The sequence below is a fragment of the Microbacterium sp. W4I20 genome (genome assembly GCF_030816505.1).
In the GTDB taxonomy this organism is placed as follows: Bacteria; Actinomycetota; Actinomycetes; order Actinomycetales; family Microbacteriaceae; genus Microbacterium.
In genome coordinates this window covers 2,318,053-2,343,405 of the sequence record NZ_JAUSYB010000001.1, presented here as the reverse complement: position 1 = coordinate 2,343,405, position 25,353 = coordinate 2,318,053, and the positions used below count along the sequence as shown (strand labels likewise).

At 64.6% G+C, this 25,353-nt stretch carries 27 protein-coding genes and 2 pseudogenes; 11 read left to right on the top strand and 18 right to left on the bottom strand.

What is annotated here, in order from left to right:
- Positions 1-23 precede the first annotated feature (23 nt).
- Positions 24-1,025 carry an SDR family NAD(P)-dependent oxidoreductase gene (locus QFZ21_RS11410; RefSeq protein WP_307377937.1) on the bottom strand — a complete coding sequence of 334 codons (1,002 nt, stop codon included), beginning with the start codon at positions 1,023-1,025 and terminating at the stop codon, positions 24-26.
- A gap of 123 nt (positions 1,026-1,148) precedes the next feature.
- On the opposite strand from QFZ21_RS11410, the gene QFZ21_RS11405 reads away from it, so the two are divergent.
- Complete coding sequence (locus QFZ21_RS11405) at positions 1,149-1,679, top strand: TetR/AcrR family transcriptional regulator (protein ID WP_307377935.1); 531 nt, start codon at positions 1,149-1,151, stop codon at positions 1,677-1,679.
- 67 nt (positions 1,680-1,746) lie between these two features.
- Here the strand turns inward: QFZ21_RS11405 and QFZ21_RS11400 are convergent, their stop codons facing one another.
- Positions 1,747-2,394 (bottom strand): hypothetical protein, encoded by a 648-nt coding sequence (locus QFZ21_RS11400; RefSeq protein ID WP_307377933.1) that lies wholly within the window; start codon positions 2,392-2,394, stop codon positions 1,747-1,749.
- A complete protein-coding gene (locus QFZ21_RS11395; RefSeq protein WP_307377932.1) occupies positions 2,391-3,044 on the bottom strand; it encodes a TetR/AcrR family transcriptional regulator in 654 nt (217 codons plus the stop codon). Before QFZ21_RS11395 ends, QFZ21_RS11400 begins: the two co-directional genes overlap by 4 nt.
- Before the next feature lie 93 nt (positions 3,045-3,137).
- Between QFZ21_RS11395 and QFZ21_RS11390 the strand changes: the two genes are divergently transcribed.
- From QFZ21_RS11390 to QFZ21_RS11380, 3 genes are all read left to right on the top strand, one after another.
- A complete protein-coding gene (locus QFZ21_RS11390) occupies positions 3,138-3,821 on the top strand; it encodes an SDR family oxidoreductase (protein WP_307377930.1) in 684 nt (227 codons plus the stop codon).
- A 145-nt stretch (positions 3,822-3,966) separates the two neighbouring features.
- Entirely contained in the window at positions 3,967-4,254 is a 288-nt protein-coding gene (locus QFZ21_RS11385; protein WP_307377928.1) for a hypothetical protein, read from the top strand.
- A 73-nt stretch (positions 4,255-4,327) separates the two neighbouring features.
- Positions 4,328-4,810, top strand: a complete 483-nt coding sequence (locus QFZ21_RS11380; RefSeq protein ID WP_307377926.1) for a hypothetical protein — start codon at positions 4,328-4,330, stop codon at positions 4,808-4,810.
- Positions 4,811-4,819: 9 nt separating this feature from the next.
- On the opposite strand, the gene QFZ21_RS11375 is transcribed toward QFZ21_RS11380, so the two are convergent.
- From QFZ21_RS11375 to QFZ21_RS11360, 4 genes and pseudogenes are all read right to left on the bottom strand, one after another.
- Positions 4,820-5,980, bottom strand: coding sequence for a Cmx/CmrA family chloramphenicol efflux MFS transporter (locus tag QFZ21_RS11375; protein ID WP_307377925.1), 1,161 nt, complete (start codon positions 5,978-5,980; stop codon positions 4,820-4,822).
- 195 nt (positions 5,981-6,175) lie between these two features.
- Positions 6,176-6,743: pseudogene (locus QFZ21_RS11370) on the bottom strand (dihydrofolate reductase family protein).
- Positions 6,629-7,666 carry an AraC family transcriptional regulator gene (locus QFZ21_RS11365; RefSeq protein WP_307377923.1) on the bottom strand — a complete coding sequence of 346 codons (1,038 nt, stop codon included), beginning with the start codon at positions 7,664-7,666 and terminating at the stop codon, positions 6,629-6,631. Before QFZ21_RS11365 ends, QFZ21_RS11370 begins: the two are co-directional and overlap by 115 nt.
- Positions 7,667-7,670: 4 nt before the next feature.
- Positions 7,671-8,099 (bottom strand): polynucleotide kinase, encoded by a 429-nt coding sequence (locus tag QFZ21_RS11360; protein ID WP_307377922.1) that lies wholly within the window; start codon positions 8,097-8,099, stop codon positions 7,671-7,673.
- Between the two features lie 76 nt (positions 8,100-8,175).
- Between QFZ21_RS11360 and QFZ21_RS11355 the strand changes: the two genes are divergently transcribed.
- Complete coding sequence (locus QFZ21_RS11355) at positions 8,176-8,451, top strand: hypothetical protein (protein WP_307377920.1); 276 nt, start codon at positions 8,176-8,178, stop codon at positions 8,449-8,451.
- A gap of 19 nt (positions 8,452-8,470) precedes the next feature.
- Here the strand turns inward: QFZ21_RS11355 and QFZ21_RS11350 are convergent, their stop codons facing one another.
- The gene (locus QFZ21_RS11350) at positions 8,471-9,403 is read right to left on the bottom strand and encodes an ABC transporter permease (protein ID WP_307377918.1); all 933 of its coding nucleotides are present in this window, start codon (positions 9,401-9,403) and stop codon (positions 8,471-8,473) included.
- A 119-nt stretch (positions 9,404-9,522) separates the two neighbouring features.
- Between QFZ21_RS11350 and QFZ21_RS11345 the strand changes: the two genes are divergently transcribed.
- On the top strand, positions 9,523-10,056 hold the full coding sequence (locus QFZ21_RS11345; protein ID WP_307377916.1) for a 2'-5' RNA ligase family protein: 534 nt from the start codon (positions 9,523-9,525) through the stop codon (positions 10,054-10,056).
- An 85-nt stretch (positions 10,057-10,141) separates the two neighbouring features.
- A complete protein-coding gene (locus QFZ21_RS11340; RefSeq protein WP_307377915.1) occupies positions 10,142-10,471 on the top strand; it encodes a hypothetical protein in 330 nt (109 codons plus the stop codon).
- A 15-nt stretch (positions 10,472-10,486) separates the two neighbouring features.
- Here QFZ21_RS11340 and QFZ21_RS11335 read toward each other — a convergent pair whose 3' ends face one another.
- Positions 10,487-11,197 (bottom strand): YafY family protein, encoded by a 711-nt coding sequence (locus QFZ21_RS11335; protein ID WP_307377914.1) that lies wholly within the window; start codon positions 11,195-11,197, stop codon positions 10,487-10,489.
- 82 nt (positions 11,198-11,279) lie between these two features.
- Between QFZ21_RS11335 and QFZ21_RS11330 the strand changes: the two genes are divergently transcribed.
- Positions 11,280-12,158: an NAD(P)H-binding protein gene (locus QFZ21_RS11330; protein WP_307377911.1), complete on the top strand. Its 879-nt coding sequence runs from the start codon at positions 11,280-11,282 to the stop codon at positions 12,156-12,158.
- Between the two features lie 9 nt (positions 12,159-12,167).
- Here QFZ21_RS11330 and QFZ21_RS11325 read toward each other — a convergent pair whose 3' ends face one another.
- The 3 genes from QFZ21_RS11325 to QFZ21_RS11315 form a co-directional block, all read right to left on the bottom strand.
- Positions 12,168-12,425, bottom strand: a complete 258-nt coding sequence (locus QFZ21_RS11325; RefSeq protein WP_307377909.1) for a hypothetical protein — start codon at positions 12,423-12,425, stop codon at positions 12,168-12,170.
- Between the two features lie 164 nt (positions 12,426-12,589).
- A complete protein-coding gene (locus QFZ21_RS11320) occupies positions 12,590-12,934 on the bottom strand; it encodes a hypothetical protein (protein WP_307377907.1) in 345 nt (114 codons plus the stop codon).
- Positions 12,931-13,902 carry a hypothetical protein gene (locus QFZ21_RS11315; RefSeq protein ID WP_307377905.1) on the bottom strand — a complete coding sequence of 324 codons (972 nt, stop codon included), beginning with the start codon at positions 13,900-13,902 and terminating at the stop codon, positions 12,931-12,933. The genes QFZ21_RS11320 and QFZ21_RS11315 overlap by 4 nt, the downstream gene beginning before the upstream one ends.
- A gap of 152 nt (positions 13,903-14,054) precedes the next feature.
- Between QFZ21_RS11315 and QFZ21_RS11310 the strand changes: the two genes are divergently transcribed.
- Both QFZ21_RS11310 and QFZ21_RS11305 read left to right on the top strand, forming a co-directional pair.
- Positions 14,055-14,498, top strand: a complete 444-nt coding sequence (locus tag QFZ21_RS11310; RefSeq protein WP_307377904.1) for a MerR family transcriptional regulator — start codon at positions 14,055-14,057, stop codon at positions 14,496-14,498.
- Positions 14,495-15,475: an aldo/keto reductase gene (locus QFZ21_RS11305; protein ID WP_307377902.1), complete on the top strand. Its 981-nt coding sequence runs from the start codon at positions 14,495-14,497 to the stop codon at positions 15,473-15,475. The genes QFZ21_RS11310 and QFZ21_RS11305 overlap by 4 nt, the downstream gene beginning before the upstream one ends.
- A gap of 610 nt (positions 15,476-16,085) precedes the next feature.
- Here the strand turns inward: QFZ21_RS11305 and QFZ21_RS11300 are convergent.
- Positions 16,086-16,610, bottom strand: coding sequence for a DUF4188 domain-containing protein (locus tag QFZ21_RS11300; RefSeq protein ID WP_307377900.1), 525 nt, complete (start codon positions 16,608-16,610; stop codon positions 16,086-16,088).
- A gap of 70 nt (positions 16,611-16,680) precedes the next feature.
- Between QFZ21_RS11300 and QFZ21_RS11295 the strand changes: the two genes are divergently transcribed.
- On the top strand, positions 16,681-17,283 hold the full coding sequence (locus QFZ21_RS11295) for a MerR family transcriptional regulator (RefSeq protein WP_307377898.1): 603 nt from the start codon (positions 16,681-16,683) through the stop codon (positions 17,281-17,283).
- Positions 17,284-17,366: 83 nt separating this feature from the next.
- Here the strand turns inward: QFZ21_RS11295 and QFZ21_RS11290 are convergent, their stop codons facing one another.
- From QFZ21_RS11290 to QFZ21_RS11270, 5 genes and pseudogenes are all read right to left on the bottom strand, one after another.
- Entirely contained in the window at positions 17,367-18,428 is a 1,062-nt protein-coding gene (locus tag QFZ21_RS11290) for a pentapeptide repeat-containing protein (RefSeq protein WP_307377896.1), read from the bottom strand.
- A gap of 120 nt (positions 18,429-18,548) precedes the next feature.
- Entirely contained in the window at positions 18,549-21,269 is a 2,721-nt protein-coding gene (locus QFZ21_RS11285) for a DNA methyltransferase (RefSeq protein WP_307377894.1), read from the bottom strand.
- A gap of 218 nt (positions 21,270-21,487) precedes the next feature.
- A pseudogene (locus tag QFZ21_RS11280) lies at positions 21,488-21,901 on the bottom strand (SulP family inorganic anion transporter); the annotation flags it as partial.
- Between the two features lie 26 nt (positions 21,902-21,927).
- Positions 21,928-23,136, bottom strand: coding sequence for an McrC family protein (locus QFZ21_RS11275; RefSeq protein ID WP_307377892.1), 1,209 nt, complete (start codon positions 23,134-23,136; stop codon positions 21,928-21,930).
- A complete protein-coding gene (locus QFZ21_RS11270) occupies positions 23,133-25,328 on the bottom strand; it encodes an McrB family protein (RefSeq protein ID WP_307377891.1) in 2,196 nt (731 codons plus the stop codon). Before QFZ21_RS11270 ends, QFZ21_RS11275 begins: the two co-directional genes overlap by 4 nt.
- Positions 25,329-25,353 lie beyond the last annotated feature (25 nt).

Below are 25,353 nucleotides of genomic sequence, written 5' to 3'. Positions count from 1 at the left end.
GCGGTTCAGACTAGGCCAGCGCTCTACTGCACCGACCAGCCCCCATCGCTCGCGAGCACGGCCCCGTTGATGTTCACCGCGTCATCCGACAGCAGGAACGTGATCGACGCGGCCAAGTGCTCCGCCGTCGCGACCGTCGGGATCGCCTGCTGGAACGGGGCCAGCCGGCCCGATCCGTACTCCGACATGTTCGGAGGCATCGGGATGCCGGTGGCCACGCCGCCCGGCGCGACCGAGTTCACGCGGATGCCCTTCGGGCCGTACATGAACGCCGCCGACTTGGTCACGCCGATGATGCCGTGCTTGCTCGCCGTGTAGGCGTTGCCCGAGGCGTTGCCGCGCAGGCCCGCCTCGCTCGACACGTTGAGGATCGCCCCGCGGCCCGCCGCCTCCATCACCGGCAGCACCGCGCGCATGAGCTTGAACGGAGCGGTGAGGTTGATCGCGATGACCCGATCCCAGACAGCATCCGTCGTCTCGCCCGCGGGGGAGAAGTCGTCGTTGATGCCGGCGACGTTCGCGAGGCCGTCGATGCGGTCGCCCGCGGCCGCGAGGACGGCGTCGATCGCATCCTGCTTCGTGAGGTCGCCGGGGACCGTGACGATGTCAGCATCCGGCAACGAAGCCTTCAGCGCGTCGAGCTTCTCTGCGGCGATGTCGCTGGCGATCACGCGACCGCCCTCGCGCGCGATGCGGGATGCCGTGGCCTTGCCGATTCCGGATGCTGCGCCGGTTACGATCACGGTCTTGCCGGCGAAGCGGCCCGCGGTGGGCTTCTCGGTCCACCCGCTGTCCTCCGCGTCCTCCGGGATCTCGCCGCCGTTGGCCGCGCGCACCAGGTCGTCGACGATCGACTGCGGCATCGCGCCCTGGCTCATCGCGACGAGCTGCTGCAGCGGCAGGCCGAGCACCGGGGTGAGCAGCGAGGGGTCGGCGCCGGTCTTCTCGAAGAGGCTGCGGATGAGCGGCCCGCCGGTCGGGTCGTCCAGCCAGTCGCCGATGGTGGAGTGTGCGGTGAGGGCCATGCTCGTTCTCCTTGTTCGAGTTTCGCAACGGTGCGTCTACTTATGATCGAGTGTACGCCTGAGTACGCTCGGATGGTGCCTCGTCCTCGCAGTGAAAAAGCTCGCCAGTCTGTGCTCGACGCGATGCGTGCTGCTCTGACGACCGGCGGATACGAGGCAGTGACGATCGAGGGACTCGCCGCCGAGGCCGAGGTCTCGAAGCAGACGATCTACCGGTGGTGGCCGTCGAAGGCCGCGATCCTCGGTGAGGCGCTGCTCGAGGGAGGACTGCCGGGCGCGGATGTCGCCGTGCCCTTCACGTCCGACCTCGCCGCCGATCTGCGCTCCTGGTTCTCCGCGATGAGCGCATCGCTGGCGGATGCCGACGGAGTCGCGATCGCGCGGGCGCTGATCGTGATCACGGCATCCGATCCCGAACTCGGGCTCGCTCTGAATGAGAAGCTGGCGGCGCCGATCCGCGAGTGGGTGTCGTCGCGGATGGCGCTCGCCGTCGACGCCGGCGATGTGAGGGCGGATGCGGATGCTGCCGCCATCGCGGACCAGTTCGTCGCCATGGCGAGCTACGCCGCGCTGCTCGGGCGTCCGCTTGGGGACGAGCGGGTGGATGCGACAGTGGGTGTGCTGCTGCGGGGGATCGTGGTTCCCGGGAGCTGAGTGACGCACGGGAAGAACCGCCCGCGCGCCGAGATCCCTCGCCGTTCAGACCGCGTCTCGACCGAACTCACTCATCCGCACCGGACTCCACGCGACGGATGAGCTCCTCGATCTCGCGCCGAGCGTCGGATCGTGTCATCGGGAAGGTGGCCGGGTCGCCGGCATCCGTCCCCCACGGCACGAGAACGTCGAAGTCGAGGTTGAGGAGCAGCCGGAGGGAGGCGAGGTACTCCGCGCGCAGGCTCTCGCCGAGGAGCACGACCTGCCAGCGTCCTCTGTGACGCCAGAGGGAGTCGCCGACGAACAGGAAACGGTGCTGGCCGCTGTCCCAGAGGAACGTCGTGGTGCCGGCGGTGTGCCCGGAGGTCGGGATGATTTCCAGATCGTCGTCGATGCGCTCGCGGCCGTCGAAGGTTCCCGCAACGGCGAGCGTGCCTGCTGTTCGAGCCTTGTCGGCGATATGCACCCATGTCGGAACCTCCAGGCGCGGCGCCGGATAGGTGGCCTCGTGCCAGTGGTTGATCAGCAGGCGTTCGGGTGCACTCAGTCGAGTGATCTCCTCGTGTGCCGCGTCGATGCCGGGGGAGTTGTACACGAGCACGTTGCCCGCCTCGCGCTCGAGGAGGAACGAGCGCACGACCACACCGGCGAGGAACGGCAGCGGTGCGGTCGGGGTCGTGTAGAGCCGCGGGTGGACCTGCTCGAGGGTGCTCACAGCATCCCGCCCAGCGCGCGTGCCGTCTCGGCGAAGGGCAGCGGCGGATGGGTGATCGCTGCGGGATTCGCCCTCCCGCGCGTGCCGTCGACCACGAACTCGCTGTATCGCCGCCACGCGGACGGGTCGGCGTCGCGGGTGGCGCCGGCGACGGAGGCGACCATGACGGCGAGCACGGTCGTGTCCTGCCGGGTGAAGCCGTCGCGCAGCTCCCCTGCGGCGACTGCCGCGTCGATGAGTGCGTCGGCCGTCGTGGCCAGCTCCGTGAACCGATCCCCTGCCAGGCGCTCGTAGCGTCCGGGGCCGAAGAGGACGGTCGCGAGGCTGCGGTCGCCAGCGTGCAGCTCGATGATGCCCCCGAGGTAGGTGCGGAAGGCCTCGCCGGCATCTTCGATCGCCGCCGCAGCGCGCACGACCTGGAGGATCGCGCCGATCTTGTCGTCGAATAGGGCGTCGAGCAGCGCCTCCTTGTCGGGGTACTTGCGGTACACGGTTCCGATGCCCACGGATGCTTCCCGCGCGACGTCATTGAGGGTGGCGCGGGGACCATGCTCGGCGAAGACACGAGTGGCTGCGTCGAGGATGGTGCGCCGATTGCGCTCGGCGTCCGCTCGGGATCGACGGATAGGAGAGACGGTGTCGGGGGCCATAGGAGCATGCTACCTTAACCGGATACGGAGGTTCCATATCCGTTTAGCTGTTTCGACAATCCCACCCTTCATCCTTCGACAGGAACACGAATCATGCCTCTTCTTCTTCTGGCCGGGTACGGCCCAGGAAACGCCCATTCGATCGCCGCGCGTTTCGGCGGGCAAGGCTGGACTATCGCACTCGTGGGGCGGAGCGAGGAGCGACTGGGCGCCGGAGTCGAGCTCCTCGCTGCCCAGGGCGTCGAGGCTCGCGCGTTCGTCGGCGATGTCTCGGACGTCGACTCGGTGCCCGCCGTCGTCGCCGCCGTGCGGTCGGAACTCGGACCGATCTCGGCGCTCGCGCTCACGGCATACCGCCACGTCGAGGTGTCGGATGTACTCACCGACCCGCCCGAGCAGATCGAGCGGGTGTTCTCGATCGGGGTGGGCGGGTTGGCCGCACTCGTGCAGGCGAGCGTCGACGACCTGCGGTCTGCTTCGGATGCAGCGGTGCTCGTGGTCAACGGCGGCCTCGGGGTGTCCGGCGAGGAGATCGATCGCGGCGCTGTCTCGTTCGGTGGCGACGGCGTTGCACTGGAGTGCGCCGCGAAGTCCAAACTCGTCGGGCTCCTGGCTGAGAGGCTCCGCGGCGACGACGTGTACGTCGGCGAGATAGTCATCACCCGTGCGGTGAAGGGCTCTCCGTATTCGGGGCCGGACGCCATCGACCCCGCTGACGTCGCTGAGCGACTGTGGACGATGTTCCGGGAGCGGAGCAGCGTGCGGACGTTCGCCTAGAGCCGAGGTTCCCGGAGAGGCGCGGGGTGAGTCCGGACTGATCGTCGCGCAGAATACTGCGGGCGTCCTCATATGTGTGCTTGCATGGGTTCGGCAGGTGCCGCAGCTTTCAGGTCGCGGTGGCTTCGATCCGGAGATGTGAGGGGTGCGCGAGATGATCTTCCTCGTCATCGGTATCGCGCTGTTCGCGTACGGACTCGTTGTCGGCTGGGTCGGTCCGAAGCTCGGGACCGTGCTCGCGTGTGTCCCCGTGCTGCTGCTCTTTGCTGTGCTGGTGAACCTCCAGTCGGATGGTGAACTGAGTTCTGCGGCGAGTGCCGACTTCGGCGCCGGGCTCCTGATCGGTCTGCTCGCATTCCTCGCCGGATCGAACCTCACCGAGGGCCGCTTCGCCTGGTTGCGGGCCTGGCGCCGAACGCGCGAAGCGGAGTAATAAGCCGCTACCGCAGCATCCGCTCGCCCCGAAGGTGCTTGCGCCCAACCCTCTCTCGGGGTTCCCTGGAGTGATGAGCGACGACGAAGAACTGCGCGAGAAGATGAGTCGGCTTGTCGGGACGTGGCGATCTGCGGGTCGGCTGCTCGCCGGGGAGCAGGCGGGCGAGGAGTGGTCGGGTCACGACATCTACGAGTGGTTCCCGGGGGAACGCCAGATGGTGCACCGGGTGGATGTCGAGATCTTCGGCGGTCGGAAGGAGGCCATCGAGATCTTCACTCCACGCGAGGGTTCTTCGACGGAGTTCGATCAGACCTCCTTCAACGCCGACGGCACGGTCGAGCGGGCGATCGGTCGGTTCGATTCCGAGGGCCGGTATCGCAACGAGGGCGAAGGGATCCGCGCGACCCTGACGTTCGAGGGCGGCGGCCAGATGCGCGCCCGGTGGGAGATGCGCCAGCCTGACGGCACCTGGATCGACTGGATGCTCGTGCTCTTCACCCGCATCGGCGACCCGCACATCGAGGTGCGGTCGAAGGACGACCACACCTCGTAGGGGGTCGCGCTACCGACCCCCGCTCGATCCCACGACCGCGCGCCGGAACACCGCCGCGACCACCAGCGCCACCCCCGTCATCCCGGCCGCCACCCACACCGGCGCGACGAGCCCGGCTCCCAGCCAGATCCCGCCGAGCACCGGCCCGACCGCAGCCCCGATGTTCAACGCGGCGGTCGCATACGACCCGCCCATCGTCGGTGCACCGGATGCTGCGTAGAGCACCCGCGCGATCAGGGTGCTGCCGACGCCGAACGACAGCACTCCCTGCACGAAGATCAGCGCCAGCAGCGCGGCAGGCTCCGCGGCGACCAGCGCCGTCAGAACCCAGCCGGCGAGAAGCAGCGGTCCACCGATGCCGAGCACGAGCCCGGGATGCCGATCCGACAGCCGCCCCGCAAGCGTCACCCCCAGGAACGAACCGACACCGAACAGCACCAGCGCGACCGACACCCATCCGGCATCCAGTCCTGCGATATCCGTGACGACCGGTGCCAGGAAGGTGAACGCGGCGAACGTCCCGCCGTTGACCAACGCTCCGAGGGTCATAGCGAGGAGGAGCCGCGACGACCCCAGCTCGCGCAGTTCTCGCCTCAACGAAAGCCCCGCCAACCCGGCCTGCGAAGGCGCACGCGGAATCCCGCGCAGCACCCCGATCACGGCCGGAACGCAGAGGGCCGCGATCGCCCAGAACGTCGACCGCCATCCCAGCGCGGTGCCGAACAGCGCTCCCGCAGGAACGCCGGCGACGGTGGCGATGGTCGCGCCCGACAACAGCACCGCAAGTGCGCGTCCCTTCCGGTCGGCGGGGACAAGTGCGGTGGCCGTGGTGAGCGCGACGGCCAGGAAGCCCGCGTTCGCGAGCGCGCTGAGCACGCGGGTGACGAGCAGCACCGAGAACGTCGGCGTGAGTGCTCCGACGATGTGGCATCCGGCGAACACGATCAGGCAGACGATCAGCGTGAGGCGTGGCGGCCAGCGGCGGGCGAATGCCGCCATCAAAGGCGCGCCGACGACCATGCCGACGGCGAACGCCGAGGTCAGCAGGCCCGCCGTGCCGACCGAGACGTCGAGGTCGCTCGCGATGGCGGGCAGTAGTCCAGCGAGCATGAATTCCGAGGTGCCCATGACGAAGACCGCCAGGGCAAGCAGATAGAGAGAGAAAGGCATCGAGTACTCCGAGGTGAGAGGTCAAGAAAGGGAGCTTCTTGATCACCACGGCCATCGCCCGAGTACGGCGGATCGACGCCCGCGCGGAGGCGGACGTCGGCTTCAGCGGATCCGGGGGCTGGCGGTGTGACCGGCAGCCCCTGACCTGTCTGACTCAGGACTCGACATGGGGTCGACTCTACCGCTGGGTACGGATCACCGCGTCACGAGATACCGCAGGTGCAGCACCCGCTCGCCCTGGATGACGTCGACCGCGTCGTTCAGCATCCGCTGTCCGTCCACCGCCCCGAAGAACCGCCTGCCCGACCCGAGGACGACGGGCACCACGTCCATCCGCACCTCGTCGACCAGTCCCGCGGCGAACGCCTGACCGCCGATATCGCCGGCCGCGACTTCGACGGTCCGGTCGCCCGCGAGCTCCCGCGCCTTTGCCACCGCTGCCTCGACTCCAGCGACGAAGTGGTACGGAGCATCCGGATGCCACCCCTCGGGCTTCGGCCGGGTGCGACACCACGACGACGTGGTCGACTCCGCCGGGAGGCACGCCGTCCCAGCCGTCGGTCATGTCGAACACGTGGCGGCCGGCGATGGTCACGCCGATCTCGTCCCAGTACGGGCGGATGTAGTCGAACGACGTCTGCGACACCTTCAGCACTCCGCTGTCATCCAGCGGTACGTCGCCGCTGACCAACCAGTCGAAGAGCGGTCCCGGCTGATCGTTCTCGTCGGCGATGAAGCCGTCGACCGACACCGATGCGTACATGACCACTTTGCCCATGGGATGCTCCTCTGCTTGCGGGATGCCCTCAGGCTAGAAGTTCGCGCGGCGCCGATCTTGTAAGAAATCAATCGGTGGGCAGCGACCAGTTGTCCAGAGCATGATCCGGATGCTCGCGCAGAAACCGCTGCCTCACCTCGACGTATCGGGTGGGGGGTGAGGCCGGTGAACGCCCGGAACTCGTGACCGAAATGCGCCTGATCGAAGTAGCCGGCGCGAGTCGCGACATCCGCCCAATCGATCGGTGCAGCGAAGTCGATGGCGAACAGGGTGGCGGCGAAGCGGCGGGTGCGGGCGAAGCGCTTGGGGGTGACGCCGACGATCTCCTTGAAGCGCTGGGTGAGGTGGGTGCTGCTGACGCTGGATGCCGCGGCCAGGTCGCCGATCGGCACGGCGCCCTGGGTGTCGATGATGGCGCTCGCCGCGTCGCGAACCAGGTCGAGGCCGGGGAGGTCGCGTCGCCGTCGCGTCAGTTCGTGCTCGAGGATCTCGAGCATGGCGGGTGGTTCGGCGGCAGCATCCAATCGCTTGTGGAGTTCGATGGCGGTGTCGCGGCCCCACACCTGTTCGATGGTCATCGGACGGTCGCACAACTCTTCGGCCGACACCGTGAGGAACGGCGCAAGGCCCCAAGCCGTGAAGTGCACTCCGACCGACCGGGTCGAGGGCGGGTAGCCGAACTCGATGGCGCGGGTGGGCGTGCTGATGACGCAGCCGTCGGCGCAATCGGATGCTGCGGTCTCTTCGCCGGCGCGGATGCGGAACGGATCCCCGAGGTTGATGATGAGGAACGAGCCGGGCATCGGCGGGAGGGTGAGCCGCGGGTAGGGCGGTGCGCCCTCGAGGAAGTAGAGGTCGTCGATCAGTCCGTCGAGAGGCGGCCGGGGGACGACGGATACGTAGTCCACGGCGTCAGAAGTCGCCTTCTGCGACCTGGAAGCAGACGAGTCCGCGCGAACGCCACATCTCGACCACGCTGCGGCGGTCGTCGACGACACCGATGACCTCGAAGTGCGGAGCGATGTAGGCGTCGTAGATCTCGGCCTTGACGAGGTGGTCGGCGCGCTGGTCGCCCTTGCGGCGCAGCAGCAGTCGGTCGAACGGGATGCCGTTGAACGTCAGCCACGCTTCCGTCGCGCGGCGGGCGGTCTCGTCGCGGCCCGAGACGACGATGAGCTGATCGACATCCGGGTGGGCGGCGAAGGCCTGGGCGGCGAGGACGACCGGGTGGTGCGGGGTATCGATCGAGACGTTCCGCATGTCGTACGGAGAGCGGTCGCCGATGAGCGCGAGGGTGCCGTCGACGTCGAAGATCCAGGCGCGCGGGAGGACACGGGGCATGGTGTGAGAGTAGTGGGTTCGAGGTGCGGGGAACGCAATCACCGAAATATCGACTTGTCCTCGTGCGTGTGCTTTCATGATCGATGTGGAGACCGAATCCGAGCCCGGTCGTCAGGCGATCATCCGTCGAACGTGCTGGTCGATCGCGTGGGTGGTTCCGGTGATCGCCCTCATCACGGGTGTGTCTCTCACCGTCGCGGGGACAGTCGAGCAATGGACACCGATCGGCGAAGGCCAGTTCGAAGTGACCTATCTCGCGGTCTGGCCCGCCGGCCTTGCTCTGCTTGCTGTCGGACTCCTCGGGGTGACGGCGGCCGCCATCGCCGCGGCAATGGTGACGACCAAGCGCTGACGTTCCGCCGCCGCCGATCTCAGAGGTCTTGCGCGAAGCGCCCCTCGAGCCGACGGAACACCAGCTGCCCGACCAGCAGGGTCGCGACGGCGATCAGGAACGTCCAGAGCGTGTTCCACGCCAGACCCGGCGGCAGGGCGATCATGGCGTCGCCGGAGTAGTCGGCGGCGGACGTCATGCCCTCGGATGCCGGACGCCAGAACGCGTAGTGGAACAGCTCAACCGCTTGGGTGATCGGGTTGAGCAGGTAGAGGTCGACGATCCACGACGGCCACTCGAGGGTCTTCTCGACCGCAGTCTGCACCATCGTCCAGGAGTAGAGCACCGGCGACGCCCAGGTGGCGAGGAGCAGCATCAGCTCGACGATGTTCTCGGCGTCACGGAATCGCACGTTGACCGCGCCGAAGAACAGTCCGAGTCCGAGGCTGAAAACCAGGACGATGATGATGCCCGCGAAGATCGCCAGCACCGACAGAAGCGTGGTGTGCGTGACCCAGCCAAGGAACAGGCACGCGATGAGCAGCAGGGCGACCTGGGGGAGGAAGTGCACGAACGCGACGATCACGGAGGACACGGCGAACAGCTGCCGCGGGAGGAAGACCTTTCGCACCAGGGCGGCGTTCCCGACGATCGATGTCGTCGCGTTCTTGAACCCCTCGGAGAACAGGTTGATGACGACGATCCCCGAGAAGAGATAGACCGCGTAGTTCGGGATCGCGCCGGCCGCGCCGACGAAGACTCCGAGGACGATCCAGAACACCAGGAACTGCGCCGCCGGCCGCACGTACGACCAGGTCCATCCGAGCACCGAGTTACGGTAGCGGGTCGTCACACCCGTGCGCACGAGGAGGCGCAGCAGGTAGCGCCAGTGGAAGACGTCGATGAGGCCGCGGGAAGATCCCGGCTCCTGAAAGGCGGTTCGCGGGAGGCCGGCGAACAAGTCCTGACTCAACTGACGGGCTCCTCCGCTGTCGGCGACGTCTCACTCTAGGAGGTCGAGGCTGGGAATCGACTGTCGACGAATGAGGACAGGGAGGCGGATGCTGAGACTCAGGGCGACATAATCGGAGCGTGCGAGATCCCGAGCCGAAGCGCTCCTTCCTGTCGATCGAGTTGCTCCTCGATAGAGCAACGGAGGCGGCTGTCCGCGCCGAGTGGGATGCGCTCGCCGCACTCGGGGTGTCGAGCCTCGCTCACCACACGTCGACGAGCAACCGCCCCCACGTGACCCTCCTCGTGCGTACCGAGCTGGACCCGTTCGACGCGCACGCGCTCCTCCAGCGCTCGCCGATCGAGGTCACGCTCAGCGCACCCCTGCTGTTCGGCACGGGCGAGCGCCGGGTGCTGGCCCGCAGCATCGTCCCGACCGCCGAACTCCTCGACATCCACGCGGCCGTGCACGCCGTTGCCGGCACCGGGGACGATGCCCCGCACACGACTCCGGGCAACTGGACCCCGCACGTCACCCTCGCCCGCCGACTGCGAGTCGTCGACCTCCCGGCAGCGCTCGAGCACGTGGGAGGTGAGATCCACGGACGCGCGACGGGCCTGCGGCTCTGGGACCCCACGACCGCGACCGTCACAGATCTGGGGACCTTCGCCTGACCCAGAGCCGCGACTGACCCGCGCACTCGGTCCGTCGGTGCCTCGCCGTAGGCTGACCACCTCGGCCGGAGAAAGGAACGCCGGCATGGGGAACCCCGGTCCGTCGCTGGCGGCGCACTACGATCTGCGGTCGCAGGCGCAGTCGATCGTCGCCGCGTCGAAGCACGGACCGCTGCAGTCCCTGACCGATCGTGAGCTCGCCATGGCCGACCAGCCGCTCACGGTGTACCCGTATCGACTGCAGCGTCGCGTGCGGGCATGGGTGAGGTTCGGCCCGGAATCGATCCGAGTGGATGCCGTCCTGGTGCGGTCCACGCCGAAAGCGGCAGGCATCGAGTTCCGCGCCGTCGATCAGCGATTCCGCTGCTGGGTGTGGGGCAATGCCGTTGAGGTCATCGACGAGGAGGGTCGTTGAGAGACGTCGACACGCTCACCCCGCGCCTCCGCTCCGCCCGAAGTCGCTCGTCAACCATCCTTCGATCGAGTCGAACGGAAACTCCCGTCCGGCGTGCACGCCGGGCAGCATCCGCGCCTCCCGCATCCGGTCGAGTCGGAACAGCCTCCAGTCCTCGCGGTCGACGTCGTACGCGACGACGTACCACTGTCGCTGGCGCAGGAAGTGCCGGTACGGCTCGACGGTGCGTCGGGTCTCTCGGCCGTGCTGGTCTGTGTAGTCGAAGGCGACGCGGGAGCTGTGGGCGACGGCATCCGACAGGGTTCCGACGAGGGCGAAGTCGACCGGTGCCGGGTCGGTCTGCAGGATCTGTGTCGAGAGTGCCGTGGCGGCCGCGCGCCGGCGAAGGGCGGGGGGAAGGGTCTGCTCGAGCTTCGCGCGGGCGACGGATGCTGCGGGATCGTCCGGCGTCCAGGTCTCGAGCACCAGCAGGCCGGTGATGATCGTCGCGACCTCGTCGGCGTCGAGTAGCAGCGGCGGGATCTTCGTGCTCGGATGCAGCCGGTACGCGGCTCCGGGACCGGGGCGGGATCGCACGTCGTAGCCGAGGTCGCGGAGTCGTTGCGCATCGCGACGGACCGTGCGGCGACTGGCTTCGAGGCGGTCGGCCAGGGCGTCGACGTTCCATTCGCCGCCGGTCTGGAGCAGCGACAGCAGGTGCAGGGTGCGGTTCGATGGCGATTCCACGGTTCCATAGTCGCGCAAGATGCGGCCAGAATCCGGCCGCATCTGCGTCTAGCGTGTTCGGATTCGTGACGAAAGGACGATCATGCGCATCGCCATCACCACCCCGAACGGCAATGTCGGCCACCACCTGACGCGGATGCTGGTGCGCGCCGGCATCCGTCCGCTGCTGTTGAGCAGGAATCCCGACAGCATCGATGCGGAGCTGCGCGAGTACGTCGATGTCGCGCAGGCGGATTCGCAGGATGCCGCGCAGGTCGTGGCGGCGACGCAGGGTGTCGACGCGCTGTATTGGGTGGATCCGTCGGTGATGTCGGAGGATCCGCTGGCCGACTATGCGCGGGCGACCGAAGCGCTCGTCGCGGCGGTCACCGAGAACGGCATCGGACGGGTGGTGTTCCAGAGCAGCATCGGCGCCGAGAAACGGCACGGTGTCGGCGAGATCGATGGGCTCGCTGCGGCCGAGGTGGCGCTGGATGCTCTCGGAATCGACGTCACGCATCTGCGGTGCGGGTTCTTCTTCTCGAACCTGCTCCTCGATGTGGAGGCGTTGCGGGCCGGCAGGCTGACGACGGTTCTGCCGTTGGATGCGCCGATGGCGTGGGTCGCTCCGCGCGACATCGCCGAGGTCGCGGCGCTGACGCTGCTGAACCGCGAGTGGAGTGGACGCCGGGTGCATGCCGTGCACGGACCGGAGGATCTGACGTGGACCGAGGTCGGGGCGATCCTGACGGAGGAGCTCGGGCGGCACGTCGTCGTCGAGCGGGTGTCGGATGCCGCGATGCTCGACGGCCTGCGGGCGGCGGGGATGCCGGAGGCGATGGCGCATGCCGTGCTCGGCATGTCGACCGGCATGCGCGAGGGGTTCGTGCCGGAGCAGGAGCGGACCGTCGCGACGACCACGCCGACCGGGCTGCGTGGGTGGGTGCGGGAGGAAGTCGTGGGGGTGGTGTCCGGTCGGTGAGCGTATTCGTCACTGCGGGTTGGTGCGCTTTCGATCGAGCCGCCTCATCTTCATGTCGGTGACGAACACCCCGATCACGCAGGACCAGAACGGAATCACCGATGCCGGGCCGAGCCATTCCGGCCCGGCGCCGTTGTTGATGTAGACCACGTTTCCGACGATCGCGATGACGAGTGCGGCGATGAAGAGTGCGAGGCGTAGGGGCGAGAACAGGATCCGCATCCGTTTGCGGAAGGAGTTCGTGTAGGAGTGTGGGTTCACTTCCATGCGTGGGTTCCTTACTAAGGAGAATGCGCCTCCTGGTGCGGTCTCGGACGCGCGGGCCTTGCGCGTAAACGAGGCGCAGTGGGGCGGTGTGCTGTGGGAAGTTTCGCGCACGACGAAGGGGCCAACTAAGAGTTGGCCCCTTCGCTCTGCAGGCACCTTTCCTGTCAGTGATCCACGATCGCGTTGTTGTCTGCCGATGATCCGGAGCTTCGAAGTAGGAAGAATGACAGGAGGAACGCGCCGATGATCGTCACAACACCTGTCATCGTCCAGGACCCGGTGACAGTGACCGCGTTCGTGCCCCCCGCGTCGCGGAAGCCTTCGAATGTGGCTACGAGCGGGACGACGAACGTGCTGGCGGTTGCGAAGGCGCTGGCCGCGAGCAGCATCCCAGCGGTCGCGACGACTCCGATCGCTATCCCGAGGGAGCAAACAATGATGAAGAGCCGCCCGGCGATCTCGTTTGGAGTTCCGGAGACGCCGGCGTTGAAGGTGCGCGGTTGGCTCATCGCACGCACCTGGCGGTGAAGCCGTTTCTGGTGGACAGCTCCGGGTACATGCCCCTCGCCTGGCAGGTGTTCCACCAGCTGACGACTAGCCACGTCGCGACGCCCAGTGCGAGCGCCGCAACGGCAACCAAGGCTAGGCCGGTGACGACGAACACGACCACGGGGAGCGGGTCTGCCACGATCGGATAGGAAACATTGTCCAGGTCTTTGTGTTCCACGACCTGGGTGAGCGTGTTCCCCTCGACGGAGTAATGCGTGGGCACGGCAGCTCCGGACGCGTCCTCGGCCCATGCCGCTTCGAACTCGACCTTCACGGTGCCCTGTCCGTCTACGATCCGGGCGCCGCCGTTCGCCGTGGCCTCAAGCCGGTGACCGCTCGAGATGTTCAGATCGTACGAATAGCTCTCCGAGGCCTCGCGGCCTTCGAGGACCGAGAGCAGCTGGACACCGCCTGCTGTGGGGACGACGGCATTGCTGCTCGCGCCATCGGAGGGGTAAACGGTCGTTCCATCCTCGAGAAGCTGCCCGCTGTCTGCCGTGGTCGCATGCGGAAGGGAGATATTCAGTTCGAAATCACCCACAGACATGGAGACGCCTTCCGACGCTGTCGCCGGCACCTGGACCTGAAGCGTGGTCTCTGCACTCGGCCCGGCCTGAGTCGCCACTGCGTCTTTCACAAGCCCGCTGCTCACGCTGTCCAGAGCGACGGCTGCTTCCTGCACGGTCACTCCGTCGCTGCCCTCCTCGGCGTAGGCCGAAGGCCCTGCCCACAGCAGGCTTCCCGCGATGATCGTGGCCACGGCGGCTGTGCTGGCGACCGTGCGACGACCGAAACGCAGGAACGCGTTCGGATTTGCAGAGGTATGACTGATTGGAGATGGCATGTACTTCCTCTTTCCGATTACGGTAGGCCGCCACCGCGGCACCGACGGTGCGACGAGGGCTGCTGTTAGGGCTTCGATGTTCATGAATCCGCTCGCCTGTTCGAGCTTGATTGATTCATTTGGCTATGAAAGCTCACATATGAGGACATAAGCAATATATTCGGCTACGGGTGCTCGTTGCCCGCCCGCACGCCCCCACTTGACCTGCACCGCACTTCAGGTCGCAAGCTGTACCCATGGACGGAATCACCCTTCCCCCGCTCGACGTCGACGTGCCGCCGCAGGGCCTCACAATCGGTGAGGTCGCGCACGCCACCGGACTGAAGATCTCGACCCTCCGCTTCTATGAGCGTGAGGGGTTGATGCTCGATCCGACGCCCCGCGATGTCTCCGGACGCCGGCGCTACGACGAGCACGACTTGGCCTGGATCGGCGGGCTACTAATGCTCCGCGCGACGGGGATGTCGGTTGCCGACATGCGGGCGCTCGCCGACCTGTCGCGCGAGGAGGGCACGGAGGGCGGGAGGCTCAGCATCCTGCAGGCGCATCGCGAGCGCGTGCTCGAAGAGATGGAGCGCACGCGCCGGCACCTCGAAGCATTGGACACCAAGATCGACGCGTACCGCGAGGTGGTCGCGTCGCGCGGGCAGGAAGCTCGCGCAGAAGGAGAGGACTCATGAAGCACTCGGCACTCGGCGACGGACTCGCCGTCTCATCGATCGGACTCGGAGCGATGGGCATGAGCGCCTTCTACGGTCCGACCGACGAGGCGGAGGCGATCGCCACCCTGCAGCACGCGGTCGACATCGGTGTGACGTTCATCGACACCGCGGAGGCGTACGGTCCGTTCGAGAACGAGAAGCTCATCGGGCGGGCGCTCGGCTCCCGGCGCGACGAGATCACGATCGCGACGAAGGCGTCGGCCGAGACGGATGACGACGGCACGGTCCACGGACGCAACGGCAGTCCGGAGTACATCCGGCGGGCGTGCGAGCGGTCGCTGCGGCACCTCGGGATGGACGTGATCGACCTCTACTACCTGCACCGGGTCGATCCGAACGTGCCGATCGAGGAGAGCGTCGGCGCGCTGGCCGACCTCGTGCGCGAGGGTAAGGTGCGGCACATCGGGCTGTCCGAGGCGTCGGGTCCCACGCTGCGGCGGGCGCACGCGGTGCATCCGATCGGGGCGGTGCAGTCGGAGTTCTCGCTCTTCGCCCGAGACATGCTGCACAACGACGAGAAGGCGACTGCGGATGAGCTCGGCATCGGCGTGGTGGCGTTCTCTCCGCTCGGGCGTGGGACGCTGACGTCGGGCATCCGTTCGCTGGACGAGCTGGCGCCCGAGGATGCTCGGCGCGGACTGCCGCGCTTCCAACCCGAGGCCTTCGCGGCGAACCGTCGGCTGGTAGAGCGGGTCGAGGAGGTAGCGCGGGAGCGCGGGGCGACGATCGCTCAGGTGGCGCTCGCGTGGGTGCTGTCGGAAGGCGTGGTGCCGATTCCGGGGACGCGGAGGAGGGCTCGGCTGGACGAGAATGCGGGGGCGGCCGAGATCTCGTTGAGCGATGAGGAGCGGATGCGGTTGGCGGATGCTGTGCCGGTGGCGGAGGTCGTGGGGTCGCGGGATGGGATCGATGTGGGGGTGGGGGTGGACCGGTAATGCACGGTCGATGAGAGGGAAGCGTGTTTAGCATCGCGAGCTGCTGCTGGACGCACGCATGGGCTCATCTGGAGAGTGGGACGTCGGAGATAAGGTCGGCCGCGACCGGATCGTCGACGGAGCCTTTAGCCCGAGGGCCGATCACGACGCTTCTGATCTTCTTCGATCAGCCGACGGATGTGCTTAGGCTTTCCACCATTGGCCCGAAGGCGTCGGACCGCAAGGCTGAGTCGAACCTCTTGGATCAGTCCTTCGATCAGCAGGTGCGCTCGAAGATGAATCACGAGCGTTCGCGTAATCATCACTGCAACGATTGCCCAAGGGGCTGAAGGAAGGACCTCCGCAAGGAGGGGCAGTACATCTCGCATAGCAAACTCCAACGCCAACCGCCCAGGTACTTCCCGGGTGTCGGTCAAATGGCGTCAATTACAGAATTGCTTCGAGATGATTCCTCCTGTGAGTTGGATTGCAAGGCCTATTCTTCCAGCAGCAACCTCGAGCGGTCAAGGGTCGGTGGTCGTGCTCCCGCATGACGGGCCGAGGGAAGACACGATGAGGACTTGGGCTGAGAGCTCCGCCTTCCGCCGCTCGGCAATCAGTGGGTCCGAACTCAGATCCCGCCGCGTTCGTCAGTCACTGAGGCCTTCTGGCGAGGGTCGCTCCGCCCCTCCGCGAACCGCGCCTGTGCCCGGTCCTGCCGCTTCCCCACCTCGACCATCTCCGTGGCCTTCGGCAACCCCATCGGCTTGGTCGACACGTAAACACTCTCGGCGCGGTCGACGAGAAAGGTCTCGTGCCAGATGCCGACCGCTCCTGGAGCCTTGCGCGCCATCTTGTTGAAGCGGGTCCAGGCGGGGCGATGCTCCTGCGACGGGCTGGACGCGTAGGCGTAGAGCTTGTCGACGGACGACCAGTACTGCACGACGTAGGGTCCGCCGGATCCGAACAGCAGCTGGTAGCCGAGCATGCCCGAGTCGGGGTCAGTGGACAGTTCGCGGAGCATCGGTGGCATGGCGAAGAAGGTCGGCAGCCACAGGTCGGGTCGCCACCAGCGGTTGATCTGCATCCCGATGTGGAACACGACGAGCTCGCCCTCGTGGCGATGCGTCATGCGTCCCTTGATGACTCTCGACATGATGTCTCCTTGGTTGGATAGTTCTACTATCCATAATGGATAGCGCTACTATCGAAGTCAAGAGGTGGCCATGAGAATTTCCGAACTGTCAGCCCAGACGGGCGTGACCGTGCCGACGATCAAGTACTACCTGCGCGAAGGGTTGCTACCCGAGGGTGAGCGCAGCGCGCCGACTCAGGCTGCCTACGGCGAGAAGCACGTGGAGCGGCTGCGGGTGATCCGGGCGCTGCTTGATGCGGGGGTGAGTATCGCCGAGACGCGGCGGGTGCTGGCGACGCTGGATGATCCGCCGGAGAGGCCGCACGACCTGCTGGGAACGGCGCACGCGGCGATCACTCCACCGGTGGATGAAGCGCTCGATCTGACCAAGGCCGAGCGGCTCGTCGAAGGGCTCGGGTGGAAGCCGGGGATGTGTGATCCGGCGGTGCTGAGCGCGGTGGCCCGGGCGCTGCAGGGGTTGGAGAACGCAGGGTTCGTCGTGCCGGATGCGGCGATGGCGGAATACCTCGCGAGTATGCGACGGATCGCAGATGCCGAGATCGCCGGGGTACCGACGGAATCCGCGGAGGCTGCGGTGCGGTACGTCGTGCTGGGGTCGGTGCTGGTGGAGCCGTTGTTGTTGGCGTTGCGGCGAGTGGCGCAGCAGGTTAGCTCGGGGGAGACGTTCGCGTAGAGGATCTTTAACCTCGCACGTCAAGAGCGTTGCGTATTAAGTGATACGCAAAGTGAAGCACTGATCGACACAACGTATACCGGTCAAGCCAGCTTGTCGTGGAAGTCATCGTCCCACTCCGCCTCGTACGCAGAGTTGTCTGGCAATTCGGATTTGCTGGCATCCACATCGAAGCCGCTCGGCCACTTAGTCTCGTCCGACAAAATGGCATCGTCGAAGACGCAACCGCTTAGGTCGGCGTTCGAAAAATCGGCACCCTGTAGGTCGGCCCCACTCAGATTTGCATCATGAAAACTAGCACCAACGAAAGAGGCGCGCGTCAGATCAGCTCGGACAAAGGTAGCTCCGGCGAAGTTCGAGCCTGAAAAATCAGCGCCAATCAGGATGCTGTCCGTGAGATCAGCATTAGACAGCGTCGCTGAGTGACCGACGGTATCGGCGAGTATGATCCGGCGCATAACCGCGAACGATAGGTCCGATCGATGCAGGACGGCGCCAGTGAGGTCAGCGCCGTCTAGCGTAGCGCCGTCAAATTGTGCACCGGCGAGGTTAGCAGCCGATAGCAGCGCACTCTCGAGGACGGATTGGCTAAGCATGGCCTTCTCGAGATTTGCGGCCTCGAGGTTTGCTCCCGGCAGGTAAGTGGCGCGCAGGTCGATCACCATGGCGCTGGCCAAACCATGGTTTTGCGTGATCCGACCAAGGACCGCGGCAGCGGCCTCTAGGTGAACCGGGAGGCGCGAGTCCGTCCCTGATCTTAAGGCTTGAACGGAAGACTCGTGCCGGAGGAAGGCTGCAAGCACAGCGCATGTTGTTTCTCTGTCTCGCGAGGAGTCGTGAGCTACTCGCTCCAAGGCGTAAACGCCCCCAAGCTTAATCGGCACACTGAGGTCGCCCAACTGTTTGATCGCCTCTGTGTACCGAGTCGTGTAGTTCGCGTCGCGATCCAGGTCAGCGCTGTTCTGCGCGATCGCATCACGCCGGTAGGTAAAGACTAGTGTTGCTACCGCGATAAGCCCTCCGGCAATCCATAGCAGCGCTTGGCGAGCGGCGCTCACGGCGTCCATGTCCTTCGGGTTGCCAACGATTGGCTGCGAGTCATACTCAGCCATCATCGGGGGGACGAGCCAAATGACAATCAACATGCCAGCGGCAAACGCGCAAAGCATCGATAACAGGAGCGCACCTTGATGTCTTCGGACGAACCGCAACGAACCTCGACGACGGGGCTCGCCTGCACGCCTGCCGAGTGGCGACACAGACATTCAGATTGCCTTGCTCGCGTCGACTCGCGCGACCAGATCTAACAGATAAGACACACGAGACGAAGAATCTTCGAACGGCTTCTCCGCATACAAACGGTCGACGAACGCATCAAGTGCCTGGTGCGCGCGCGCCAGCCCAATTGGCATCACCATTGGGTCATAGAGCGCGGCCATCGTTTCAGTCGGGTGCTGCGCGCGCTGATCGAGTACGGCCTGACCGAGGCTAGTGAGCCGTTCGTCGTCGCTCGGTCGGAGGTCCGGAAATACGAAGTTGTTGTATACCACGTCCTTCGAATAGCGGAGGTCGCTCTTGAGTCGACCTCCGACGGCGCGCAACCAATCCATATGCATCTGACTAGTTAGCAGGGCAAAATCAGTGAGTGAGGCGTCGTGCAATGCGAAACATGCGTTTGACGCGATCACGCCCCCGGTATAAAAGCCCATAGGAACATACTTGCGTCGTTCCGACGATACGCCGGGAATTAGAAGAAATGGACGGTTCGGTCGCTGCGTAATTTGAGCGAACAGATGGGGGGTGTCTGCGAGACGCGGCCTAGCGGACTTCTCGCGAACCTTCCGCACGGCGGCGACGCGTTGATAGATCTGAGGCATCCCACGAAGTTCGGTAGCCGAGATCCCGTCGAGCCAAAGACAGTACCGCTCCTGTCCGCTGATGAACTCTCTTGCGCCAACGTAAGGAAGGATCCAGCGTTCGGCCGCGGGATCGGCACGGATCAGCTCGTCGCGCTCTTCCGGAGTTAGAAGAAGGTTTCCTCCGTCAGCTGGCATGTTCCCGAAAGACATCAGCTTTCGATCGCTGATCTGAGTCTGCCTATTTCGGACGACGATTTCGGTTCCCCGCACTAGATAAGGGCTGATCTTGTCGACAACTTCGAGAATTGGCTCCCCCCGTTTTCCCTCGTACGAATATATTTCCTTTTGTGGCCGATCCTTTTGCGAAAACCCAATGATGACGCAGTGGACGTGCGCCACTCCGCGGGCTTCGTTGGTCCACACGAACGTCTGGTGAGCGAAGTTGATGTGGAAGCCATCCGCAAACAGGGGAGGCCAAAATATGCCCGGTTGCTCGCCTTGCGCGATCGAGTTAGTGGATACGAATCCGATCTCGATGTTCGGATTGAGGTCAGCAAATCTGCCGGCCAGGATATACCAGGCGGCGACGAAGTCTAGAAAGCCAGACTCGCGTATATCTGAGCCAACCGTCCTGAGCTCCGACTTTTGCTCAACGCTCATTGATCTCGAACCAAGAAACGGAGGGTTACCGAGGATATAGTCAGTGTTTTCGGGTGAACGCGCCTCTTGCCAATCAAGAGTGAGCGCATTTCCCCGAACGATGTGAGCGCCGTCTGTTAGTGGAATTCGCGAGTAGTGTCGGCCGAACCGATGTGAAGCTTCGAGATTCATCTGATGATCGGTAAGCCACAGCGCAGTCCGGGCGATCATGGCCGGAAATTCGAGAAGTTCGATACCACTGAACTGCTCGACGCGTACCTTGAGAAGGTCCCCGACATCAGTCAGTATCACACGGTCGCCCTGGATGTCGGCGACGATTCGATGTTCGAGTTTTCGGAGCTCTCGATAGGCGATCACCAAGAAGTTCCCGCAACCGCACGCTGGGTCGAGGAAGCCAAGTCTCGCAATTTTGTCGTGTAGTTGGTTCAGCGCCTTGATGCGGTTCTTGTTCTTGGGTATCGCTTCATACTCGGCGTAGAGGCTATCCAAAAAGAGAGGCTGTATCAGTCGGAGTATGTTTTCTTCACTTGTGTAATGTGCTCCGATGCTGTGTCGCTCATTTACATCCATCACCCCTTGAAACATAGATCCGAAAATCGCTGGCGATACCTTCGACCAATCCGGCCGGCACGTCAGTAGGAGTTGGTGACGCAGGCTGGAGTCAAAATCAGGCACCGTTGTCGTTTCAGAAAAGAGGCCACCATTGATGTATGGGAATACCTTGAGATCTTCGTCGAGCATCGTGGACCGCTCTTCGGGTGGCGTGTTTAGAACCTCGAAAAGTTTCGAAAGTCTCGGGCCAAGATCTGATCCGTCATAAGAAGTACGGTTCTGAAGATAGGCCTCAAATTCACCCTTTTCGAAGATATTGGCGTCATCGGCAAACTGGCAGAACACGAGCCGCATGAGGAATAGTTCGAGGCGACGTCCGGTGAACCCTGATTCGTATAGCGCTTCGTGGAGCGCGGCCATTCGTTCGGCTGCGTCTCTGTTGACTGGAGATTGTTCCTCCGGCATGCGGGCAGCCTCGTCGACGAGAAACCCGAAGAGCCGAACGTGCTCAGCTAGTTCTTCCAGTCGGAACGACCAAACCTGTCGCGAATCCAAGTCGAGTAACTGGAATGTCTGGAAGTCGCTGGCCACAATCGCGATTGGCAGATCGATATCAGGGACACCGTCGAGGTACCCCAATGCTTGTGTCTGAGCCGCTCCGAGATCACGGCCTGCACTCTTTTGCTCGACCAAGAGCTTCCCAGGTAGGAACATGTCGACGTAGCCATGCCTATTCCCGGCCAACTTCACGGCGTACTCGAAGTATCCTCCCGCGCGCCGGCGGTCGATTCCGAACACGGCGAGGAGTTCGGTCCAGAACGATTGGGCTTCACCTTTTTCGTACCACTCGTCTTTCCAATCTGCCGCGAAGCGAGCGGCGCGAGCGGTGATCTCATTCCAGGTGGGGCGCGTCACGGCTCTAGCGTAGTGTTTCGCGCCGCAGCGAGGGTTCTCCTAGCCTGTGCCATTTTGGGCCGCAGGTGGCGCAGCGGTTCACCCCTCGGCTTGCCCCGCCTAGCGTCGACGGCTGCAAACGGGGCCGGGCAAAGGGTTGGGCCCGACTGCGGCTACCGTGGAAGGTGGCGCCTACCAGAGGAGCTCCGCCGGGAAGCCCAGTGCGACCGTCGACCCGATCCTGGCACCAGGTTGTGCGTCAGCAGCACCAGCACGACCGTCGAGACCATCACGAACGTCTCGCTCTTCGGCATCCGCTTCAACGTCGACGGACGCACGCTGTGCCAGTCGAACGCGCCGATCGCGACCATGATCATCACGGCCACCAGCGCTGCCATCGGGATCGTCCCGACGAAGTCACCGAACACGACGAGCAGAAACAGGAAGATCCCGGCACAGAACGTCGAGATACGGGTGCGTGCGCCGGACGCCTTCACGTTAATCATCGTCTGACCGATCACCGCGCAGCCGCCCATGCCGCCGAAGATCCCCGACAGCACGTTCGACACTCCCTGCGCCCACGCCTCGCGTCCCTTGCGCGAGTGGGTGTCGGTGATCTCGTCGACGAGCTTCGCGGTAAGCAGCGACGCGATTTGGGTCAACCGCGACTTCAGTCGAGTCAGCGTGCCGAGTGAGATGCAGTCACGAGCGCTGCGCCGAGTTGCCTCACCCGCTCCACCAACTCCTGCGGTCTCCCGCTCACGTCCAAAGCATGCGCCACCACCGTCGTGCCGGTCGTCGCGATCTCGTATCGTCGCGGCAGCACATCCCCGGATACGTACAGAAGGTGCACTTCAGGAACCCCTGCCGTCACCGCGTACGCCAGCCCTTGGTATACGTCCGCATTCGGTGGCGACCCATCGCTCTCGCCCCACACCTTGTACTTCGTATCCGCGACTGCGATTACGTGACCAGAGCGGGAGATCACGATGTCTGGCCGCATCCGGATCTTCCCGTCGATGTCGAGCCGCCAGTCGGACACTTGCAGATCGACCTCGAAGCCGTCCGACCTAAGCGTTGCCTGGAACACGTGTCCGACGAAGTCTTCGAACACTCTGGCAACGTTCAGCAGGAACGTCGAGCCCGTATTCTTGCCCTCTCGGTGGGCCCACGATGTCGCTTCGAGGATCCAGCGCGCGAGGCGAAGTGCCGGCTGATAGTGTGCATTCAATCTCGATTCCGCGATTACCGGAGCACGCCCGCGTAGGTCAGATACGTCAGAGAACAGACCAAGTAGCGGTCCGAGCTCGTTCACGACTGTCGGCGGCAACTGCTCCAAGCGAACGAGCGCACGCGTCGCAGCCTTCAAAACTCGGTTCTCAGCGACATCCTCCGTGTAGTCGTCGTAAGTGAGTTCGACGGGCACAGGAATACCGGGCCGAGTCTTCAGCTGGCGAGCAATGTCCCATCGCCCGCGGATCACCGTACCGGTCTCTTCGATGGGAACATACCCCTTGAGTAGCCCGCGATTCGTAGCTGTCGAGACAGCGCGGACGAAAGCCGCTGCCAAGGCCGACGGCAGTTCGTGATCCGCCTCATACGAAAAAGACGAATCACTCATGTCAGCTTGCAGCCCTGAGTATGAGGCCATGTAGATCAGACTGCGAAGCGGCGTCTTCGGACGAACGATCAGCCTCACATCGTCGAGCGCCACAACACCGACGCGGGTGACGTCTGTGACTCGCCAGATACTGGAATCGAGCGTTGGCGAGACCCGACACCACTTCAGTTCCTGAAGCTGCGCGGCCTGCGACGCGGTCAAGGAGACCAGCGACTCGCCCTTCTCAGCGATGTCCACGACCCGCGGCACGGTGGCCGAGGAGGTCATGACGCCGAGGGAGAATCTGACGTTTCGCTCTCGACCGCGAGTAGCGCATCGAGGCCGTACTTCACGTGCACGTCGACCCCGGTCCCGACGTGCCGCTCTTCGAGTAAAGGCAGAATGCTCTCCTCCCATACCGCGCGCAGGTCGTCTTTGCTCAGGTCGCGGTGATGCAGGAGATGGCTGGGGCCGATGCGATCTTCACGGTCGCGAATGCTCGCGTTCAGGCGATTGAACAGCGCGGCCACCGGCAAGCTCTGCGGGTGCTTCTTAGACCAGCGCACGAGAATATCCTTCACCGGCTCCACATCGGGGTGGAGCTCGAAGAACGAGAATCGGCGGCGCATCGCCGAGTCCAGCAGTGCGATCGACCGGTCGGCTGTGTTCATCGTGCCGATAATCAGGACGTTCGCCGGCAGGGTGAAGGACTTGCCGCCATCATCTCCCGACCCTGCATAGAGGACGTCGATGGCGTCGTTTCGGTACTCGAGCAGGTAATACAGCTCGCCGAACACCTTGCTGAGGTTCGCCCGATTGATCTCATCGATCATCAGGACATGCGGGACGTCCGGGTTCTTTCGTGCCTCATCCGCGATCTCGCGGAGCGGGCCGCGCGCCAGTGAGAATGACAGCTGCCCCGCGGCATCCGTCACTGGTCGGTAGCCGGCGAAGAAGTCTTCATAGGTGTATGACGGGTGGAATTGGATCCGCTTCACCACACTCCCTGGCTTAGCCAGCTCATCCGCGAGAGCGCGCGCCACATAGGTCTTGCCCGTCCCCGGCGGTCCGTAGAGGATGACCTGTCCACGACGATGCAGCGCACTTACGATCCTGCCGAGCCAGGCGGCGTCGAGATGGGTCGCAGACTCCAGCCCGGCCAGGTTCACGTGGCTCGGTACGAAGCCTCGTGGGTCTCCGTCGTGAAGGACTTCATCACTCGTTTCCTGCTGCAGCTCTTCACTCGGACTCTTGTCGTCGCTGGTCAACCAGCGGCTTCGCAGCGGCTCGTCGTAGAAGTTGACAGGCTTGCGTTCCTTCACCTGCAGCGCGATCTGGATCCGCTGCAAGTCGGCATCCGGGTCCTCAGAGAACTCACCGCCGATCTCGCCAACAAAAGTCTGGCGAATGCGCTGACGGTGGTCGGCAGAGACGATGGGCCCGAAGAATCCTGGATGCACCAAGTAGAGAAGTGCGTAGCGCTGCGTGGGGAAGCCGGATTTGTCACCCACAACGAGTTCGCGCCACTTCAACGGTTCGTCGAGGGCCTCTTGCTGCTGATCCTCCGAGAGCGCGCTCCACGCGAGAAGGAGGTCAAGGATGATCGTGATCGCGTTGTTGATGTGAGTCTGCATCCCTTGCCCGGGGTTGAAGGCGCCACCGCCAAACGCCTCGTCGAAGAGGCGCGGAATCTCGACTGGATGAGACATGCTGTCGAGTAGGGACTGCACACGCTCTCGCTTCTTCGCATGTCCGATGATCCAGCCGATCGGCAACAGTTGAAGTGCGATCACCTCGGCCATCAGGAGGCGCTGATCGTCGGTTGCGTGTGCGAATTGCAATGTGAGGTTACCCGTGAAGCCCTTGCCGTCCGTCTTCTCTGCGGTGGTCCAGAGTTCGTGCAGCTCGCGGATGTTGTTGGGCGTCCACACCTCTCGGCCGGGGGCGAAAGCGGAGAGGCCCTTTCGGAATCCTTCTTGGACGATCACGTCGGCGGCCGCTAGTAGTTTTCGTTGAGCAGGGTCGGTGCTGACCCAGCGCTCTGACAGCGCTCGCCCATTTTCTTCCCGAAGTCGCGTCCGCTCTTCGCCACTAAGCCGTGCTGCTTCCGCGTGGAGGTCATTGCCCGGGTGACGCACGAGGGCATCGACGCCCTGCTCTGTGATCGACCACTCGCCGTTGCCCGACGGATTCTTGATCAACCAACCAGCACCGACAAAGTCTGAACTTGCGAACCGCCAGTTGGTCTGGCCGCGCGGGAGATTCTTTGTGTTCAGCTCCAGCTCGTACGGCGTGAGCGGAACCGCGGCGAGCGAGTGCTCCCAGATTTCCGCTATGGCGACGTAGTCGCCGGGGGTCTTGTCCGCGAGGAACTCGATCGCAGCCCGGATGCGTTCACTGGTCTTGAGATCCTTTTCCAATGCGCCCTCCCAGGCCTGTTCGTACTCACCACGCGTGCTCCGACTTGTGCGCCAGATCACGCCACGTTGCAAACTCTTCAGAACC

Excerpts from the sequence above, each read along its gene's own strand:
- QFZ21_RS11275 (WP_307377892.1), bottom strand. The coding sequence starts at position 23,136 with ATGACCTCCTCGGCCACCGTGCCGCGGGTCGTGGACATCGCTGAGAAG.
- QFZ21_RS11380 (WP_307377926.1), top strand. The coding sequence starts at position 4,328 with ATGAGCGACGACGAAGAACTGCGCGAGAAGATGAGTCGGCTTGTCGGG.
- QFZ21_RS11410 (WP_307377937.1), bottom strand. The coding sequence starts at position 1,025 with ATGGCCCTCACCGCACACTCCACCATCGGCGACTGGCTGGACGACCCG.
- QFZ21_RS11320 (WP_307377907.1), bottom strand. The coding sequence starts at position 12,934 with ATGAGCCAACCGCGCACCTTCAACGCCGGCGTCTCCGGAACTCCAAAC.
- QFZ21_RS11330 (WP_307377911.1), top strand. The coding sequence starts at position 11,280 with ATGCGCATCGCCATCACCACCCCGAACGGCAATGTCGGCCACCACCTG.
- QFZ21_RS11295 (WP_307377898.1), top strand. The coding sequence starts at position 16,681 with ATGAGAATTTCCGAACTGTCAGCCCAGACGGGCGTGACCGTGCCGACG.
- QFZ21_RS11340 (WP_307377915.1), top strand. The coding sequence starts at position 10,142 with ATGGGGAACCCCGGTCCGTCGCTGGCGGCGCACTACGATCTGCGGTCG.
- QFZ21_RS11310 (WP_307377904.1), top strand. The coding sequence starts at position 14,055 with ATGGACGGAATCACCCTTCCCCCGCTCGACGTCGACGTGCCGCCGCAG.
- QFZ21_RS11375 (WP_307377925.1), bottom strand. The coding sequence starts at position 5,980 with ATGCCTTTCTCTCTCTATCTGCTTGCCCTGGCGGTCTTCGTCATGGGC.
- QFZ21_RS11305 (WP_307377902.1), top strand. The coding sequence starts at position 14,495 with ATGAAGCACTCGGCACTCGGCGACGGACTCGCCGTCTCATCGATCGGA.
- QFZ21_RS11395 (WP_307377932.1), bottom strand. The coding sequence starts at position 3,044 with ATGGCCCCCGACACCGTCTCTCCTATCCGTCGATCCCGAGCGGACGCC.
- QFZ21_RS11355 (WP_307377920.1), top strand. The coding sequence starts at position 8,176 with ATGATCGATGTGGAGACCGAATCCGAGCCCGGTCGTCAGGCGATCATC.
- QFZ21_RS11315 (WP_307377905.1), bottom strand. The coding sequence starts at position 13,902 with ATGAACATCGAAGCCCTAACAGCAGCCCTCGTCGCACCGTCGGTGCCG.
- QFZ21_RS11360 (WP_307377922.1), bottom strand. The coding sequence starts at position 8,099 with ATGCCCCGTGTCCTCCCGCGCGCCTGGATCTTCGACGTCGACGGCACC.
- QFZ21_RS11390 (WP_307377930.1), top strand. The coding sequence starts at position 3,138 with ATGCCTCTTCTTCTTCTGGCCGGGTACGGCCCAGGAAACGCCCATTCG.
- QFZ21_RS11325 (WP_307377909.1), bottom strand. The coding sequence starts at position 12,425 with ATGGAAGTGAACCCACACTCCTACACGAACTCCTTCCGCAAACGGATG.
- QFZ21_RS11405 (WP_307377935.1), top strand. The coding sequence starts at position 1,149 with ATGCGTGCTGCTCTGACGACCGGCGGATACGAGGCAGTGACGATCGAG.
- QFZ21_RS11290 (WP_307377896.1), bottom strand. The coding sequence starts at position 18,428 with ATGTTGATTGTCATTTGGCTCGTCCCCCCGATGATGGCTGAGTATGAC.
- QFZ21_RS11300 (WP_307377900.1), bottom strand. The coding sequence starts at position 16,610 with ATGTCGAGAGTCATCAAGGGACGCATGACGCATCGCCACGAGGGCGAG.